The organism is Legionella sp. W10-070 (assembly GCF_900640175.1).
Lineage (GTDB): Bacteria > Pseudomonadota > Gammaproteobacteria > Legionellales > Legionellaceae > Tatlockia.
The window spans coordinates 136,688-153,402 of the sequence record NZ_CAAAJC010000002.1; the positions used below are offsets into that span (position 1 = coordinate 136,688).

Consider the following 16,715-nt stretch of genomic DNA (forward strand, 5'->3'; position numbering starts at 1 on the left):
ACCTATGCCCGCATGACCTAATTACATGCCCCAACACCACTTAATTCTTATGATAACGTGCGGAGAATTCACTAATGCCAATAACATGATTTTGCATTGCATTGACAACCTCCTCTTTGGTTGCTTCCATGCCCAAAGGTAACAACGTGTCCAACGCATAAAGCTTAAAAAAATAGCGATGGATATCACTTGGGGGGCAAGGTCCTCTGTATCCTGTAGTACCCCAACTGTTTTTACCACTTATAGCACTTACCGGTATTTCTCCTTCGGTAAGATTTCTAACCTCAGCCGGGATGTTAAATACCAACCAATGAACCCATATACCGTTTTGCGCCTCCGGATCATCGACAATCAGGACGAATGACCGGGTATTTTTTGGCGGATTTTGCCAAAATAAGGCGGGAGAAATATCAGCACCCTCACAGGTATACTTCTTGGGCATATATTCATCCGGTTCAAAAACCGGGCTGCCAACTAAAAATTCTTTGGCGAAACTTGTCCAGCTTAAACAGCTTAAAAGAACTAATAAAAGCAAGCATGATACTCTCTTCATCACTATGCCCCTCCTACAGCATTCCTGAGGCAGATAGTTGATTTTTTCATATAACCCAAGAATACTTCTTCCTTTCTAACTATAGCCTTTCTTCCGTTTTTTAGCCTCAAACCCTGGATTTAACTGCATTTATCCATTGCTAACTCCCGGACAAATGATGAAAATAATCATCAGGATGTTACATCTGGATAAGTATGCCAAGTTATCAGGGAAACAAGTTAACAAAATACAAAGACAAACAGGGCGGCAAAAATAATAACAAGGTTGATGGATTTTATCGCAACCCGAAGGGAAAGGCGTTTTTTATCAAAAAGCCGGCCGACTTCAAAGAACTCTTTACAGAGCTATTTGCCGGGCTGTTGCTGCAGGCTTTCAAACAGTGCGAGTTAATACCCAAACATTACCATAACGCCTTTGTTTGTGCCGATATCATTCAATTTGAAGATGGCTCATATGGCCTTATCCAACCCAACGTTTCATTTACAGAACTCCATAAATTAATCGGCACCAGCTACAGAGACGGTTCTGATCGTGAGCCATTCATAGAGATGATTCTTGGTCCAAGCTATTACCTGTTGCTGACAGAGCGTGAAAACTATTTCGGTCTGTCTATGGTGCTGATGATTTCATTATTGCTAGGTGATTACAGTGTACATAGCGGTAACGTTGTTTGCCTGGAATTATCCAACAAACGGATTACCCAGTTTGCACGTATTGATTTCGGGGCTGCCTTTCGCCATTTTGGTTATGAGGAAAATAACAAGGATATTCTTTATCCGCTTGAATACCAGGGCTGGTTTAACCCTAAAGGCTATACTAAAGGTTACTTTCTCAATTACAAGAAAATAACTGGTCTTTTCCCAGCCATTGCAGAGAAAGCGAGGGGCTTGATAAATGAATTAAATGATGAGCTGCTTTTGAGCATTATGGCCATGGTACTGAATAAAATTCCCGTGAACCTGATTGATGAGGTAACTAAAAATAACCTTGCTGTATATCTTGGCCTTCCCTCATTCTCCCAAGTTCGCTTTGGAACTGAAAATCCTCAGCAATTCTCTGAGGATTTTGCAGAAATAATTAATACAAGACTGAAAAAAATCAGCGAATTAAACGATCTTCTACCCCATAATAGTCGTTCGAGATTATACCGTTCATTAAGCCTGGATAATTTTCAGGATCTGCTCCAGTCTGCTGTGGACTTATCGGTTGACCAAACGCTTTTTTTCCCCGATCAAATCGAGCACTGGCAATACGCCCTGGCCGCCAGTGAAAGTAGCTTCATTGATGTCAACACCCTTACTCTATCGCAACTGGTTGAACAATTTAATTTTTTTGTCAAAACACTTATCAGCCAGATTGAATCCATCAATCAATATCAAGCCCATATCCGCTCAAAAAACTCAGGTAATAATTTCCCTGCCATCCCGTGTCCGGAAGCCGATATTTTACGCCAGTACTATGCGCTGGAAGCGGATGCCACACCACGTCTGTCGCTATCATTAGACCAAAACTGCTTTAATAAAGATAAACATCCTCATTGGGATAAAACGGAAAAAATACTGACTGCTGGTTTTAACATCATTATTATCATCAGAGTATTAAAAGAAACACAAAATTTAATTGAAATTGAACAGGAAAACCACTCTGCCATCGGTTTTTTGTCAACCAACCTTAAACAATATTTAACTTCTTTTTACGGAGACTACCAGCTGTTTCTTAATGATTTATCAAAACCGACACCGACCCAAGACCTGTCTGTGGATAAAATCGCTTCATCAGAACAGAAAACAACAAGCCAACACCGTCAGTTTTCTCTCTTTCCAGGACATGAAACATTAAGTAAAAGAGAGGAATTTGATAAAAAAAAATCTTCTTCGGAAGTACTGCCACCTGATATTATGCTTTGACATTCATTCAATGCTTTCCTGAAATCATTATTCGCAAAATAATTCAGCAGGAGTATAATTAATTTCTTTTTCATCCAAGGCAAGTTACTTATGGCTGGTCAGGAAAACCGAACTCAATCGTATTCAGCAGAAACTGCACAACAAGATGGCCGATTAAGGCAAGCACAACTAAAGATGTTAAGCATGCTTGAAGTCATTGATAGCATTTGCGTGAAACACAAATTAGACTATTGGCTTGAAGGAGGCACCCTTTTAGGTGCTGTTCGCCATCAGGGATTTATTCCCTGGGATGACGATTTGGACATTTCTATGCCCCGCGAAAGTTATGACGCTTTTCTTCGTCTTGCCCCGTCTGAAATACCAAAAACTACATGGCTACAAACAGCCCATACTGATCCTGGTTATTTTAATTTATCAGTCCCGCTAAAAATCAGAGACTGTGGCAGCCGTTTTGTTGAACTGCATGAGAACGGCAACGAGCCTTACAATCAGGGGATATTTATTGATGTTTTTGTCTACGATAAGCTGCCTGCCAACCCTAAAAAACGCAAGCGCTACAAATTTATAGCCAAGAAGCTCTTGCGCCTGTTACGCCATAAGTACAGTACGCTGGCCATGGGGCATCATGCAGGATTATATCGAGTGATTGGCAGCCTGTTACCAAAAGCATTTCTTGAAAGTAACCTGCAGGCAATTATTGATAAAGCAAACAATGAACCAGACAATTATTTGGGTTATGGTTATGATTGCGTCAATACCAACCTCGTCACCTATGATGACATCTATCCCTTAAAGCGGGTCCCTTTTGAAACAGGCGAATTTTATATTGCCAACAAAGCCGAAGTGATCCTGACCCAGCTTTATGGGGATTATATGTCCTTACCCCCTGAGCATACACGAACAATGAAGCATTGCCGTGAATTAAGGCCTTATATAGATGGAGTATCGTCATGAGAACCAAACTGGTTATTTTTGATTTGGATGGAGTACTGGTCGATTCACGGGAACATCATTTTATAGCATTAAACAGAGCATTGGCTGAAATTGATGATCGCTACGTCATATCAAAAAAAGATCACCTGCAACTATTCGATGGCCTCAGTACCCAGCATAAATTAAACTTACTCACCAGGGAACGTGGATTAGATAGCAACCTGCACCAGCAAATCTGGCAAAGAAAGCAGGAATTAACCTTTAAGGTTATTGAGGAGTGCCTTAAACCCGACCCGCAGATTATCCAGGTATTTCAGCAGCTTAAGGCTGACGGATTAAAAATTTATGTTTGCTCTAATTCCATTCGTGAAACAGTTAAACTTATCTTGCTAAAGATGGGATTGATGGAATATGTGGATTATTTTATTTCAAATCAGGATGTTCTCTCAGCGAAACCCCACCCGGAAATGTACTGGCTGGCAATGATAAAAGAAAAAGTCTTGCCGAAGGAAACCCTGATCGTTGAAGACTCCTACGTAGGACGAACTGCCGCTCTCTCCTCTGGAGCCAATCTGTGCGCTGTAAAAAGCCCGGCGGAAGTGACCCTCTCTAAAATTTACCATGACCTGCAACGCCAGATAAAATCAGCCAAATGGCACGATAATACACTCAATGTCTTAATCCCTATGTCCGGGGCAGGCAGCCGCTTTGTCTCTGCAGGGTTCACCTTTCCCAAGCCACTGATTAGTATTGGTGAAAAGCCAATGATCCAACTGGCAGTTGAAAATCTAAACGTCGAAGCCAATTTTATTTTTATTGTCCGTCGCGATCATTATGAAACTTACCACCTGGAATCAATGCTGAAAATTATAGCACCAGGCTGCAAGATAGTGATTACCGATGGCATCACAGAAGGTGCCTGCTGCAGTACCCTGCTGGCTGCGGAGTATATTGATAATAATGCCCCTTTACTGATCGCAAACTCTGATCAATACGTCGAATGGGAAAGCGGTGCTTTCTTCCACGCGATGAATGCACCTAACATTGATGGCGGTATTCTCACGTTTGAAAGCACTCACCCCAAATGGAGCTATATTCGTCTCGATGAACATGCTAATGTAGCGTTATTGCGTGAAAAGGAAGTCATTTCCAATCAGGCAACCGTTGGCATTTATTACTGGACTCATGGCAGCGACTATGTCCGGTATGCCCGACAGATGATAGCTAAGAATATACGTGTTAATAACGAATTTTATGTAGCACCAGTGTATAACGAAGCTATAGCCGATGGAATGAAGTTTAAGGCCTATGCTGTCGATAGAATGTGGGGACTGGGTACGCCTGAAGATTTGCAGCACTTTCTCAATAACCATCCTGAGACAGGTAAAGAACCATTCCCCAATATGTGCCTGAAAAATTCCCTCAAAGGCAGGGCAGAAGCATAGTCAGGAAGCAGTTGAGGGGGCAATAAGAAATTAACTCATTATGGAGGAGAAATTACATGCAACTGTTTGATCCTGATAAATTGCTGCATCTTATCTATGCTGTCAGTTTATTTTCCCTTGGCTACCTTGTCTCCAGGCGAATCGCTTCTTTTGCTGAAAATACCCTTGGCAAACACTTTTCCAGACACCAGAGCCAGTTACTTAAGCGTTTTCTTTTTTATGGGCTTTATACTGTCTTCTTTATTGCCAGCCTGCAGCAGCTGGGATTCAAACTAGGAGTATTATTGGGCGCCGCAGGCATATTTACCATAGCCATTAGTTTTGCCTCGCAAACGGCTGCTTCTAATTTAATCAGTGGCATTTTTTTACTTTTTGAACAACCGTTTAAGATTGGCGATGCCCTGGAGGTAAAAGGAATCAACGGTGTTGTCGATTCAATTGATTTACTGTCAACCAAGTTAAAGACGCCTGATAATAAACTGGTGCGCATACCGAATGAAACCTTGATTAAATCGGAAATAACCAACTTAAGTTACTTTGCTACCCGCAGAATTGACCTGATTATCGGCGTTGCTTATGAATGTGATATTGCCCATGTGAAATCAATGTTGATGGCAATTGCCGAAAGTTGCGATAAGGTGTTGCAAGAGCCGGCTCCTTACGTCACCATTGACAATTTCGCTAATTCCACTGTAGAACTTAAATTCATGATTTGGGTCAATACGGCTGATGTTTCCACAATTCGCAACATTTTACAGGAAAAAATCAAACAGCAGTTTGATGATGAGGGAATAGAAATTCCTCTGCCACAGGCTACAATCCACCGGGCATAATATGGATCCCATTACGCAAGGTGCCCTGGGTGCAGCTTGTGCCCAGGCAGTTTTGCATAACCAGGACAGGCGTAATGCCTGGATCGCAGGTGGCCTGGCAGGGATGGCGGCTGACCTGGATATCCTGATTAACTCCCCCCATGATCCGTTATTATTTTTACTTTACCATCGCCATTTTAGTCATTCGCTTTTTTTTATTCCTGTTGGCGGCACTCTGGTTGCTCTGGCTTTAATGATTTTTAAGCGTTTTCGTCCTCATTGGCAATTTACTTTCCTGGCCTCTCTTATTGGTTATGCAACCCATGGTTTGCTTGATGCCTTTACCCATTACGGCACTGTACTATATTGGCCCTTTACAGATAAAAGAGTCAGCTGGGATATTATTTCCATAATAGATCCTTTTTTTACCATCCCTTTGCTATTAGGGATAACCTGGACAATTATAAACAAAAAGCGGCTGGGAGTGCTCATTGGTCTTGCCATAGCGGGTTTGTTCTTATTGTTTAATACTGTACAGCATCATCGTGCGATACTTGCCGCCCAAACCTTTTTTGAGAAAAAACATTGGCAAACCAACAGGCTGCGTGTATTCCCCAAGTTAGCCAGTTCAACTAGTTGGCGGGGAATTGCAACAAGAAACCAGCGATTCCTTGCCCTTAACGTTTCTGTTCCCCTCACAGAACCGGCTCACGCTTCATTAGTTGCAGATTATCCTCTTTTAAAAGGAACGGAAATACCGGATTATGTTAGAAATTCGCCTACCCTTTTACGTGATCTGGCAGTTTTTAACTGGTTTTGCGATGGTTATCTTATTTTAGTTAACAAGCTGCCGTTAACCCTTGCAGACGGCCGTTTCCTGCTGGGTGAAAACCCAGCGATTGCTCTATGGGGAATTCAATTTTTACCTGATGCCCAACATGTTCGCAAGCTTAATTTGATTAATATTGGATAATAAAATGACAATAGCTTTTCTAGCTACAGGCGATGAAATTGTTCATGGCGATACGCTCAACACCAACAGCCACCATTTGGCCCATGCATTAAGCAGCGAAGGCATTCCTCTTGGTTTACAGATGGCTTGCAGTGATAAAGAAAGCGAAATCCATGAATGTATTCAATTACTTGCATCAAAACATGACACCATCATTATTATCGGTGGACTGGGACCTACCTCAGACGATAGAACCCGTTTTGCCTTGCAACGTTTTCTTAACACCAAACTAACGGTATTTCCTCAGGCAATTGAACATATCCAAACTCGTCTACACCTGTCTGCCAAAAGTTTAAATCCCGGAAACAGGCAACAGGCCTTGTTCCCACCCGGCGCAACCCTTTTACCTAACCCTAACGGCACAGCAATGGGATGTTATTATAGCTGGCAGGGCAAAGCTTTTATTCTGCTGCCAGGCCCGCCTCATGAGTGCCTGCCGATGTTTAACCATCATGTCCTGCCTTTACTCCAGCAAAAGCAACACAGCGACAAATTAATATGTAAGTGGCGCTTATTTGGCGTTGCTGAAAGTCAGATCGCCCAAGAGCTTGATGAAGCGTTAGCTACCTTGGATTGTCAAACTGGCTATCGTCTGGAAACACCGTATGTGGAATTTAAAGTGCGCTGCAAACATCATTTGATAGAGCAAGTTAAACAGGTTATCGAACCTATTGTGGCTCCGCTTATCATCGCTCCACCGGAAAAAAAAGCCTCCGAACAATTGCGTGAACGAATTCTGCAATTGCAGATTCCCGTTTCTATTGTTGATGAAGCAACTGGCGGTCTCCTGCAAACACTTATTCAACAGCCTGGCAATTACCACCTACTGAAATTTAACCTCTGTAACGAGCATAACGACAGCTTACACTTCCATCTGCGAGGGCTTAAAGAGTACTGGAATCAACAACAGGGAAAAGACAGGACAGATTTATCAATTGAGTACAGCAAAGGCCATGAGCAAGGCACTGAAAGACATGAAATCCCATACCGCAGTGCCCTGGTCACGCATATTGCCGCAGAATGGCTAAGCTTCCGTCTCCTTCATCTCATCAATCAACTGCATCAATGAATAGCAAAGTTGTTGCGTGCCTTCACCACTGATAGCAGAAATAGAAAAAACCTGACCCTGCCACTGTAGCCCATCAACAATCGCCTGGACAGCTTCCTTCCTTGCCTTATCGTCAGGCAATAAATCCAGTTTATTTAAAACCAGCCATCGTGGTTTTTGTAATAAAGCGGGATCATACTCCTCCAGTTCTTTGATAATCGCCTGGGCAGAATCAACGGGATTACTCCCATCTACAGGAGCAACATCAACCACATGCAGTAAAACACAGGTACGGGCCAAATGCTTAAGAAAACGATGCCCAAGACCAGCACCCTCAGCCGCTCCTTCAATTAAACCAGGGATATCAGCCATAACAAAACTCTTATGGGCAGCAACACTAACAACCCCCAGTGCAGGATGCAAGGTAGTGAAAGGATAGTCCGCCACCTTTGGCTTTGCACTGGAAACTGCGCGAATAAGCGTTGATTTTCCCGCATTAGGTAAACCAAGCAGTCCCACATCAGCCAATACCCTTAACTCCAGCCGTAAATGGCGCGCCTCCCCGGGTGTTCCGGGCGTTGTTTGTCGCGGCGCTCTGTTTATACTGCTTTTAAATCGAGTATTTCCAAGGCCATGAAAACCACCCTGGGCAACCAGCAAGCGTCCTCCAGCCTCATTGATGTCTCCAAGAAGCTCACCAGTATCCATGTCAAAAACCATCGTTCCCACCGGTACAGGAATAACCCGGTCCTCACCTTTTTTTCCGGTACAATTTCCGCCCATACCAGGCTGACCATTTTCAGCTTTAAAATGGCGCTGATAGCGAAAATCCACCAGGGTATTTAAATTAGAACACCCTTCAAGGAACACACTGCCGCCGTCTCCGCCATCTCCACCATCCGGACCACCACGGGGAACATATTTTTCCCGCCTGAAACTTAGGCAACCGTGGCCGCCGTTTCCGGCATCTACCTTAATGATTGCTTCATCGACGAATTTCATGATAATTACCAAAAAAAAGGCCCGTCTACGGGCCTGTTCTGTGCATTTCAAAATTAAGATACTGATTAACGGGAAGTGCGGAATTCAAAATAAACCCTCAAAAACGCCCCCCTGAACAGCACCTTTGTTCTGTAGATATAAACTGCTTATTGTTTCTGGGCAGCAACAATAGTAACGTATTTGCGGTTCTTTTCACCCTTAACAGTAAACTGTACCGTACCTTCTACTAATGCATACAGTGTATGATCACGGCCACAACCCACACCTTCTCCCGGGTGAAAACGAGTACCGCGCTGACGCACAAGAATTTCACCTGCATTGACCATTTGGCCACCATAGCGCTTGACACCAAGGTACTTAGGATTTGAATCGCGCCCGTTACGAGTACTACCACCTGCTTTCTTATGAGCCATTTCTTTCCCCTCTTACTGACTAATCGCAGTAATTTTTACTTGTGTATAATATTGTCGATGGCCCATTTGTTTCATATGGTGCTTACGACGACGGAATTTAATAATTTTAATCTTCTTATGACGGGCATGAGCAAGCACTTCGGCCTTAACCACGGCATTTTTGACAAGTGGTGCGCCACAAGTGAACTTGTCACCATCAGCAATCATCAGCACCTCAGAAAAACTGACCTCATTACCAACCTCATCAGACAGCAATTCCAACTTAAGTACATCGCCTTCTTTTACACGGTATTGCTTACCACCCGTCTTAATCACAGCATACATAGCTATTCTCCAACGCGCCAAACGGCTTTCACAAATTCAACAAAGTGGCATATTCTATGAAATTACCGCAACGACTTCAAGTTGATTTTAAATTATTATATACTACGTCGCCTTTTCCTGCTTTTTAGGTGTGTCCTGGTCGCGGGCAAATAAAGGGCTTTACTTACATTTACGGAGACTACAATGTCATCAATTATTTTAGAAGCTGAATCAAGAAACGATATAGGGAAAGGTGCGAGCCGCCGCCTGCGTCGTCTTGAAAATAAAGTCCCTGCAGTTTTATACGGGGGTGATAAAGAACCTAAAACGTTAAATCTGCTGCATAATAAGGTCATCAAGGCACTGGAAAATGAAAGCATTTACTCAAGTGTGTTTGACTTAAAGGTTGATGGTAAGGTTGAGCACGTTATCCTGAAAGACTTGCAACGCCATCCTTACAAGCCTGTTGTTCTGCATATGGATCTGCAGCGTGTTTCTGCAAAAGATGTCCTGGTAAAAAATATCCCTGTTCATTTCATTAATGAAGAATCCTCAAAAGGTGTCAAGGCAGGCGGTATTATTACCCACACAATGACCCAGGTAGAAGTTCGCTGCCAGGCAAAAAATTTACCTGAATTTATTGAAGTTGACATGGCTAATGTCGGCATGGATGAGGTTGTTCATTTATCCGATTTAAAACTTCCAAAAGGGGTACAATTAACAATTGATATCGCTGATGGCAGCCATAACTTACCCGTTGTCAGTATTCATGCTCCAAAGGGTGGTCCAGTTGAAGAAGAAACAGCTGCCCCAGAGGAAGAAAGCGCAGAGTAACATAACATCATACTGCAAGGTAAAAGAATACCAGGATGGTATGGGTTCACCTAAATTCTTGTCTGTTCCTGGGTTTGGCAAAAAAGGCTTCGCTGCTGGAGCCTTGTGCTAAACTCAGCAAGACAAGAGGGTTCTGTGGCTCAAAATATAATTGGCTCACAGAGCCTGAACAAGACAGCTTTTCCTTGAGTCCGCGTTGCTTTCCAATTAAGAGATAATTTATAGAAATCTCATGGCAATTAAATTAATCATTGGCCTGCGTAATCCCGGGTCGACCTATGAACATACACGGCATAATGCCGGTGGATGGTTTGTTGAAGCACTCGCCCGACACTATGATGCTTCGTTTAAAACCGACAAAAAACTGCATGGTGAATTAACCAATTTAGTAATCAATAGTCATCCCTGCAAGGCATTGTTACCATTAACTTTTATGAACCATAGCGGTTTGCCTGCAAGAGAGGTAAGCCAGTTTTACCGGATTGATGCCAGTGAAATTCTCGTGGTTCATGATGAACTTGACCTGCCAGCCGGGCGAATAAAAATAAAAACAGGCGGCGGGCATGGTGGACATAATGGCTTGCGCGACATCATGACCCAACTTGGAAGATCAGATTTTCATCGCTTGCGAATCGGCATTGGCCACCCCGGACATAAAGAACTGGTACTAAACTATGTGCTGGGAAAACCGTCTCCCGATGATCGTCAACTGATAGTGGAGGCGATTGACAGAGGCGTGGCGGCGATACCAACAGTAGTAACAGGCACCATTGCTGCAGCAATGAATTTATTAAATGGCTAGAATCTTATTGGCAACTATTCTCAAACATTAAGATTATAAAAATTGAGGTGAAAATTATGGGATTTAAATGTGGGATAGTCGGGTTGCCCAATGTAGGCAAATCCACCTTGTTTAATGCCTTAACAAAAGCAGGTATTGAAGCATCCAATTATCCCTTCTGTACCATCGAACCCAATGTGGGCATTGTTACTGTCCCCGATCCACGATTGGATGCGCTGGCTGAAATAGTAAAACCACAGCAAACACTACCTGCAACCATGCAATTTGTCGATATTGCGGGGCTGGTGAAGGGTGCATCCAGTGGAGAGGGATTGGGTAACCAGTTTTTAGCCAATATCCGGGAAACGGACGCCATTGCCCATGTTGTTCGTTGTTTTGAAAATACAGACGTTATTCATGTGGAGGGAAAGGTAGAGCCTTTAAGTGATATTGAAGTGATCAACACTGAACTTGCATTAGCCGATATGGAATCCGTTGAAAAGGCATTGAATAAAGCGAACAAAAACAGTAAGAGCGGTAATAAAGAAGCATTATTTGAAAAACAGACATTAGAAAAAGTAAAAGTCCATTTGGATGAAGGACTTCCGGTAAGGACTTTAACACTAACCAATGAGGAAGAAACCCTGGTTCGCCGTCTGTTTTTACTTACTGCAAAACCCGTACTTTATATCGCCAATGTTGATGATAATGGCTATACCAATAATGTGCTTTTGGATCAGGTTACAGCACTGGCCGCCAACGAAGGAGCAAGTATTGTCGCCTTATGTGCTTCAACTGAGGCTGAACTAATGGATTTGGATGAGGAAGAGCGTCAGGAATTTATGGCTGATTTGGGCCTTGAAGAACCCGGTTTGCATCGAGTTATCCGTGCAGGCTATCAATTGTTGGGATTACAAACCTATTTTACTGCAGGCGTTAAAGAAGTACGGGCCTGGACTATACCTAAGGGAGCAACAGCACCCCAGGCAGCTGGAGTTATTCATTCAGACTTCGAGAAAGGTTTTATTCGCGCAGAAGTAATCTCCTATGAAGCGTTTATCGCCCACCGCGGCGAACAGGGTGCAAAAGAAGCAGGAAAATTAAGGTTAGAGGGTAAGGATTATGTCGTTTGCGATGGAGACGTAATGCATTTCCGCTTTAATGTCTAAACCAGACTGCTATCCCCTTGACTGTCGGAAGAGGTTGATTCTCCTCTTCCAATGGTTCTATATCAATTTGCTGAAGTGATTTTCCAGCATCAATATAAGAAAATGCAAAGCTAAAGTCTCGTAACTCCATTTCCAAGGTAGACTTTTCTGTCCTATGGAAAAGATAAGCCAGTTTTTAACCGCGCTAATGGCCCTGTTTACCGATGAGTCAGTAATTATTTGAAGCTGGTAATACAGGACATCCAGCACTTTTCCCTGATAAAGCACTTCTTATTCCTTAGTCAACTGGCTGCTGGCGCTCCACCCATCCTATAACTTTCAAGGAAAAACCGCAGTTTAAGGCGCACCCCTTGACGCTTTTAAACTTGACATTATTTCAAGCCACCCTTAGCATGCATAAATTCCAGGCCAGAGGATAAATAATGACGGTTGCCCGTTTAAAAGCATTGGTTAGCGCAGATTTTGATGCAGTAAATGCCCTGATTGTTGATAAGATACAGTCTCAGGTAGGGTTGATTGATGATTTAGCCCATCATATTGTGCAAAGCGGAGGCAAACGCTTGCGACCTCTGTTAGTGCTTTTAGCAAGTCATGCCTGCGGCTATAAAGGTCAGGAACACATTACCCTTGCTGCGATGGTTGAGTTTTTTCACACAGCCACCTTGTTGCATGATGATGTGGTTGATGAGTCAACATTAAGGCGCGGACGGGAAACAGCCAATGAAATTTGGGGAAGTAAAGCCAGCATTCTGGTTGGCGACTACCTGTTTACCCAGTCTGTACAACTTATGGTGAGTGTGGACAACCTGAAAATCCTTCATCTACTGGCAGATACCTCTCATCAGATAAGCTGCGGTGAAGTGAAGCAACTAACCAATCGCCATAATTCCTCTCTTAGTGTTGAGGAATACCTCGATGTCATTCGCGCCAAAACAGCGCTTTTATTCGCAGCTTCTGCCGCAATTGGTCCTCTTTTAAATCATGCAGATAAAGCAACAGAAAAAAGTTTATATGACTATGGACTCCATTTAGGAAATGCCTTTCAGCTTATTGATGATGCCTTGGACTATTGTTCCGATGCCAGTACTATTGGTAAAAATATTGGCGATGATTTGGCTGATGGCAAAGTAACGCTTCCTTTGCTTCATGCTTTAAAAAACGGTAATGCCACGCAGCAGCAACTCATTAAGGAAAGTATTGAGGAAGGAAGTCTGCATAACCTGGCCGCTATATTAACTGCTATCGAAGAAACAAAGGCGATAGAATATACCCGTGATTTTGCCAAACTTGAAGTTGACCGCGCGTTATCCAGCTTACAAATTTTACCTGACTCAGTATATAAAAAGGCACTGGAAGATCTGGCACAATTTGCATTGCAACGCGATCATTAAACCATTAAACGGAGTGTAGCTCAGACTGGTAGAGCACTGCCTTCGGGAGGCAGGGGTCGCAGGTTCAATTCCTGTCACTCCGATCAATGAATCAAGGGTTACGTGAGCCTTTTGGCGGGGCGCATTCTATTTAGAATTTGCCAGCTTGATAAGCATAAGCACCAAACGATCCGATCATCAAATGTTTCTGCAAAAAAGATTGACTGAGCGCCTTCGAGCAAACCTCGTGTAATGTCTCGCCATTATCAAGTGCCCATAATATCTCGTATTCGCATTTAGACAACGATTCAAAGCAAACCTGTGTATCGCGACGATTGTTCGATTTGTTTTTGATTGAGTATGCCTGTCATTTCATTTCCTTGATTTGTGGCCATTGATATTCCATTTTTAATCATGAGATTAACTTGGGTTTGTTTTGTTGGTAATTGGTGTGGCTTTGGGACGCGGGCACAATGTTAATCACCCAGAAAGGGAACAGCGGAACCAAACGCAAAAATAATAAATAAGAAAACGCATTTTCCTGAAACCCTTCCCGCATCCGGCTCATCCATCCAGTTGCTTTTTGCGCAAGCCAATCGCCAAGAGAAGTTTTGACTGCAAAATACAAAAGCGTTGCCCCCATGGTGGCACTGAGAACCACTAAGATACTGCCAAACACAGACCCAAATAGAAAAATGCCTGCTAAGGTTAAAAACGTACCGCCGGTATCGAAACTGCCACAGCAACGATATCGCTTCCATTGGGCTAACAAGAATCGCTCTTGGTTATAATACTCATTATTTTTGCTCCAATCCCCACCCAAAGCGGCAATTTCCTTAGAAAACGCCCGGCACCCGTAAAAAACAAACTGAATATGGCAAAATAGCTTACCGTAAATCAACGCCGTTGTTTAACTTGAGGTATATCGCACGTGCGTAACATGAGTTATGAAGGCATTGTGGAGCAAACTGGTCAGGCTTTGAATAAAGGCGTTATTTTTCCAACGTTTTTTTGAGAATACAACGGTGCATCAGCAGCGACATTAATATAAAAGCCTCCGTTTTTCAACTTACCATTCTCGCTTGGGTGTGGTTTAAAGTGCGGTTCACCTGATTCTAACCAGTACGTGCATCTGATTATCAAGAATTATTTTTTGATAATCTCTAGCCCCCCCAAATAAGGCTTGAGTGCATCAGGAATACGGATATTACCTTCCTTATCTTGATAATTTTCCATAATGGCAACAAGTGTTCGCCCCACTGCAAGGCCCGATCCGTTTAAAGTATGCACTAAATGTATCTCCTGAGTTTCCGGATGCCTGTAACGTGCCTTCATGCGGCGCGCTTGAAATGCCTCCATGTTGGAGCAAGAAGAAATTTCCCGGTATGTATTTTGACTAGGTAGCCAGACTTCAAGGTCATAAGTTTTAGCCGCACTGGCCCCCATATCACCGGTGCACAAATTCACCACTCGATAAGGTAAATTGAGCCGTTGCAGAATAACCTCAGCATGTTTCGTTAGTTGTTCAAGCGCATCATAAGATGTCTCTGGTGTAGTAATCCACACTAATTCAACTTTTTCAAACTGGTGCTGCCTTATCATTCCTTTGGTATCTTTGCCATATGAACCTGCCTCGCTACGAAAGCAGGGGGAATGACAGGCATAACGAATGGGCAGGGATTCCACAGCCAGGATCGTATCACGAACCGTATTTGTCACAGGAATTTCTGAAGTAGAAGTAAGGTAATAATTATCACTACCTTGTAATTTAAATAAATCCGCTTCAAATTTCGGTAGTTGTCCAGTCCCTAATAAACTGTCGGCGTTGACAATATAGGGCACATTAATTTCTTCATAACCATGTTCTTTGGTATGAATATCCATCATAAACTGAATTAAGGCCCGATGGAGTCTGGCAATTTGAGATTTCATGACTACGAAACGGCTGCCGGTAATCTTTGCCGCTAATGCAAAATCCATCTGCCCCAGAGATTCCCCTAACTCATCGTGAGATTTAACAGTAAAATCAAAAGCCGGTACTTCTCCCCAGCGACGGATTTCCTGGTTATGTTGCTCATCTTCCCCTACTGGCACCGAAGCATGAGGCAAATTAGGCAGGCTAATCAGTATTGCTTCCAGTTGTTTCAAGATTTGTTCTAATTCAGATTTTTTACTATCAAGCTCCTTCCCGAGCCGGTTTACTTCTTCCCGCATCGGCTCAATATCTTCACCCTTCGCCTTTGCCTGGCCAATTGCTTTGGAGCGCTGATTACGCTCATTTTGTAAGGCTTGGGTAGCGACTTGCAATGTCTTTCTTTGCTCTTCCAATGCTATAAAAGCATCCTTGTCAAAGTGGAAGCCACGCTTTGATAACTGTTCAGCAACCTGCTCTGGATTATCACGAAGTAATTGAGGATCTAACATAGTTCATCCTTATTTTAGTAGTCTTGGAACTAAAGCGACTCTGCCAGCCAGGATAAGATTCTGCCTGCTTCAATTTGGTGGCTGAAATGCTGCAGAATTTTTTCAACTTTCTCAGCCTCATCAAAAAACTCCAGCACCATTGGCAGATCAAAATGCATATCCAAAAAAGTTGACTCGCGGGTTTTACCACTACCGCCATAACCTTTAACGCCACGAAATATAGTAGCCCCTCTGATATTTTGTTGGTGCAAAAAATTATAGATTTCATTAAGCAAAGGAGCATCTTCACTTAAATAGATACGCACAACCCTCACCTGTGTCATAAATTAGCTTCCAATCAAACGAGCACAATGAATACCTAGTAAAGCCAAAGTTAACGATCCGAGATTATTGATTATCACATTAAACAATGCAGTAACAGATTGACCATTCTGATACAGCGCCCAGGTTTCCCAGGAAAAACTCGAAAAAGTAGTATAAGCCCCAAGAAATCCTACAACCAAAAATAAACGCCAGTAATCACTTGCAGCCATTCTTTCCATGATTAAAATCATTAAGAATCCTGCTAAAAAAGAGCCGATGCAGTTCACCATCAAAGTTCCATACGGATAGCGTGAACCTAAAAGGTTCTGCATCAGCACCACCGTAGCAAAACGGGATACCGCTCCTATGGCTCCGCCTAATGCTACCGCAAGCATAATCAGCATTT

Annotated in this window: 18 protein-coding genes and 1 tRNA gene; 11 read left to right on the forward strand and 8 right to left on the reverse strand. The window is 43.0% G+C overall.

All coding sequences use genetic code 11. The annotated features are described in order from the left end of the window. Positions 1-40: 40 nt before the first annotated feature. Positions 41-553: a YbhB/YbcL family Raf kinase inhibitor-like protein gene (locus tag E1O65_RS01590; RefSeq protein WP_133131844.1), complete on the reverse strand. Its 513-nt coding sequence runs from the start codon at positions 551-553 to the stop codon at positions 41-43. A gap of 194 nt (positions 554-747) precedes the next feature. Between E1O65_RS01590 and E1O65_RS01595 the strand changes: the two genes are divergently transcribed. The 6 genes from E1O65_RS01595 (at position 748) to E1O65_RS01620 (ending at position 7,731) form a co-directional block, all read left to right on the forward strand. Further along, complete coding sequence (locus tag E1O65_RS01595; RefSeq protein WP_133131845.1) at positions 748-2,460, forward strand: hypothetical protein; 1,713 nt, start codon at positions 748-750, stop codon at positions 2,458-2,460. Positions 2,461-2,550: 90 nt separating this feature from the next. After that, a complete protein-coding gene (locus E1O65_RS01600; protein ID WP_133131846.1) occupies positions 2,551-3,414 on the forward strand; it encodes a LicD family protein in 864 nt (287 codons plus the stop codon). After that, entirely contained in the window at positions 3,411-4,838 is a 1,428-nt protein-coding gene (locus E1O65_RS01605; protein ID WP_133131847.1) for an HAD-IA family hydrolase, read from the forward strand. The genes E1O65_RS01600 and E1O65_RS01605 overlap by 4 nt, the downstream gene beginning before the upstream one ends. 56 nt (positions 4,839-4,894) lie before the next feature. Next, the gene (locus E1O65_RS01610; RefSeq protein WP_133131848.1) at positions 4,895-5,671 is read left to right on the forward strand and encodes a mechanosensitive ion channel family protein; all 777 of its coding nucleotides are present in this window, start codon (positions 4,895-4,897) and stop codon (positions 5,669-5,671) included. Between the two features lies 1 nt (position 5,672). Then, on the forward strand, positions 5,673-6,623 hold the full coding sequence (locus E1O65_RS01615; protein WP_133131849.1) for a metal-dependent hydrolase: 951 nt from the start codon (positions 5,673-5,675) through the stop codon (positions 6,621-6,623). A gap of 4 nt (positions 6,624-6,627) precedes the next feature. Then, positions 6,628-7,731, forward strand: coding sequence for a competence/damage-inducible protein A (locus E1O65_RS01620; protein WP_133131850.1), 1,104 nt, complete (start codon positions 6,628-6,630; stop codon positions 7,729-7,731). Here the strand turns inward: E1O65_RS01620 and cgtA are convergent. From cgtA to rplU, 3 genes are all read right to left on the reverse strand, one after another. Next, positions 7,687-8,712, reverse strand: a complete 1,026-nt coding sequence (cgtA, locus tag E1O65_RS01625; protein WP_133131851.1) for an Obg family GTPase CgtA — start codon at positions 8,710-8,712, stop codon at positions 7,687-7,689. The two genes, E1O65_RS01620 and cgtA, sit on opposite strands and share 45 nt — an antisense overlap. Positions 8,713-8,858: 146 nt before the next feature. Then, positions 8,859-9,125: a 50S ribosomal protein L27 gene (rpmA, locus tag E1O65_RS01630; RefSeq protein ID WP_133131852.1), complete on the reverse strand. Its 267-nt coding sequence runs from the start codon at positions 9,123-9,125 to the stop codon at positions 8,859-8,861. A 12-nt stretch (positions 9,126-9,137) separates the two neighbouring features. Beyond that, positions 9,138-9,449 carry a 50S ribosomal protein L21 gene (rplU, locus tag E1O65_RS01635; RefSeq protein WP_133131853.1) on the reverse strand — a complete coding sequence of 104 codons (312 nt, stop codon included), beginning with the start codon at positions 9,447-9,449 and terminating at the stop codon, positions 9,138-9,140. 183 nt (positions 9,450-9,632) lie between these two features. On the opposite strand from rplU, the gene E1O65_RS01640 reads away from it, so the two are divergent. The 5 genes from E1O65_RS01640 (at position 9,633) to E1O65_RS01660 (ending at position 13,686) form a co-directional block, all read left to right on the forward strand. After that, the gene (locus E1O65_RS01640; protein WP_133131854.1) at positions 9,633-10,262 is read left to right on the forward strand and encodes a 50S ribosomal protein L25/general stress protein Ctc; all 630 of its coding nucleotides are present in this window, start codon (positions 9,633-9,635) and stop codon (positions 10,260-10,262) included. 232 nt (positions 10,263-10,494) lie between these two features. Further along, on the forward strand, positions 10,495-11,064 hold the full coding sequence (pth, locus tag E1O65_RS01645; protein WP_133131855.1) for an aminoacyl-tRNA hydrolase: 570 nt from the start codon (positions 10,495-10,497) through the stop codon (positions 11,062-11,064). A gap of 56 nt (positions 11,065-11,120) precedes the next feature. Then, positions 11,121-12,212: a redox-regulated ATPase YchF gene (gene ychF / locus E1O65_RS01650; protein ID WP_133131856.1), complete on the forward strand. Its 1,092-nt coding sequence runs from the start codon at positions 11,121-11,123 to the stop codon at positions 12,210-12,212. Positions 12,213-12,634: 422 nt separating this feature from the next. Further along, complete coding sequence (locus E1O65_RS01655) at positions 12,635-13,603, forward strand: polyprenyl synthetase family protein (RefSeq protein ID WP_133131857.1); 969 nt, start codon at positions 12,635-12,637, stop codon at positions 13,601-13,603. Positions 13,604-13,612: 9 nt separating this feature from the next. After that, a tRNA-Pro gene (locus E1O65_RS01660) sits at positions 13,613-13,686 on the forward strand. A gap of 308 nt (positions 13,687-13,994) precedes the next feature. Here the strand turns inward: E1O65_RS01660 and E1O65_RS01665 are convergent. The 4 genes from E1O65_RS01665 to crcB all read right to left on the reverse strand — a co-directional run bounded on the left by E1O65_RS01665 (position 13,995) and on the right by crcB (position 16,713). Further along, positions 13,995-14,405, reverse strand: coding sequence for a VTT domain-containing protein (locus tag E1O65_RS01665; protein WP_242601509.1), 411 nt, complete (start codon positions 14,403-14,405; stop codon positions 13,995-13,997). 323 nt (positions 14,406-14,728) lie between these two features. Further along, positions 14,729-16,006, reverse strand: coding sequence for a serine--tRNA ligase (gene serS / locus E1O65_RS01670; RefSeq protein WP_133131859.1), 1,278 nt, complete (start codon positions 16,004-16,006; stop codon positions 14,729-14,731). Positions 16,007-16,035: 29 nt separating this feature from the next. Then, positions 16,036-16,311 carry a DUF190 domain-containing protein gene (locus E1O65_RS01675; protein WP_207384213.1) on the reverse strand — a complete coding sequence of 92 codons (276 nt, stop codon included), beginning with the start codon at positions 16,309-16,311 and terminating at the stop codon, positions 16,036-16,038. 21 nt (positions 16,312-16,332) lie between these two features. Continuing rightward, a complete protein-coding gene (gene crcB / locus E1O65_RS01680) occupies positions 16,333-16,713 on the reverse strand; it encodes a fluoride efflux transporter CrcB (protein ID WP_242601510.1) in 381 nt (126 codons plus the stop codon). Positions 16,714-16,715 lie beyond the last annotated feature (2 nt).

Bases quoted from the DNA above. Each gene is read 5' to 3' on its own strand.
- E1O65_RS01655 (WP_133131857.1), top strand. From the start codon at position 12,635: ATGACGGTTGCCCGTTTAAAAGCATTGGTTAGCGCAGATTTTGATGCA.
- serS (WP_133131859.1), bottom strand. From the start codon at position 16,006: ATGTTAGATCCTCAATTACTTCGTGATAATCCAGAGCAGGTTGCTGAA.
- E1O65_RS01610 (WP_133131848.1), top strand. From the start codon at position 4,895: ATGCAACTGTTTGATCCTGATAAATTGCTGCATCTTATCTATGCTGTC.
- E1O65_RS01590 (WP_133131844.1), bottom strand. From the start codon at position 553: ATGAAGAGAGTATCATGCTTGCTTTTATTAGTTCTTTTAAGCTGTTTA.
- cgtA (WP_133131851.1), bottom strand. From the start codon at position 8,712: ATGAAATTCGTCGATGAAGCAATCATTAAGGTAGATGCCGGAAACGGC.
- E1O65_RS01615 (WP_133131849.1), top strand. From the start codon at position 5,673: ATGGATCCCATTACGCAAGGTGCCCTGGGTGCAGCTTGTGCCCAGGCA.
- rplU (WP_133131853.1), bottom strand. From the start codon at position 9,449: ATGTATGCTGTGATTAAGACGGGTGGTAAGCAATACCGTGTAAAAGAA.
- crcB (WP_242601510.1), bottom strand. From the start codon at position 16,713: ATGCTGATTATGCTTGCGGTAGCATTAGGCGGAGCCATAGGAGCGGTA.
- E1O65_RS01600 (WP_133131846.1), top strand. From the start codon at position 2,551: ATGGCTGGTCAGGAAAACCGAACTCAATCGTATTCAGCAGAAACTGCA.
- pth (WP_133131855.1), top strand. From the start codon at position 10,495: ATGGCAATTAAATTAATCATTGGCCTGCGTAATCCCGGGTCGACCTAT.
- E1O65_RS01620 (WP_133131850.1), top strand. From the start codon at position 6,628: ATGACAATAGCTTTTCTAGCTACAGGCGATGAAATTGTTCATGGCGAT.
- E1O65_RS01595 (WP_133131845.1), top strand. From the start codon at position 748: ATGCCAAGTTATCAGGGAAACAAGTTAACAAAATACAAAGACAAACAG.
- rpmA (WP_133131852.1), bottom strand. From the start codon at position 9,125: ATGGCTCATAAGAAAGCAGGTGGTAGTACTCGTAACGGGCGCGATTCA.
- E1O65_RS01605 (WP_133131847.1), top strand. From the start codon at position 3,411: ATGAGAACCAAACTGGTTATTTTTGATTTGGATGGAGTACTGGTCGAT.
- ychF (WP_133131856.1), top strand. From the start codon at position 11,121: ATGGGATTTAAATGTGGGATAGTCGGGTTGCCCAATGTAGGCAAATCC.
- E1O65_RS01640 (WP_133131854.1), top strand. From the start codon at position 9,633: ATGTCATCAATTATTTTAGAAGCTGAATCAAGAAACGATATAGGGAAA.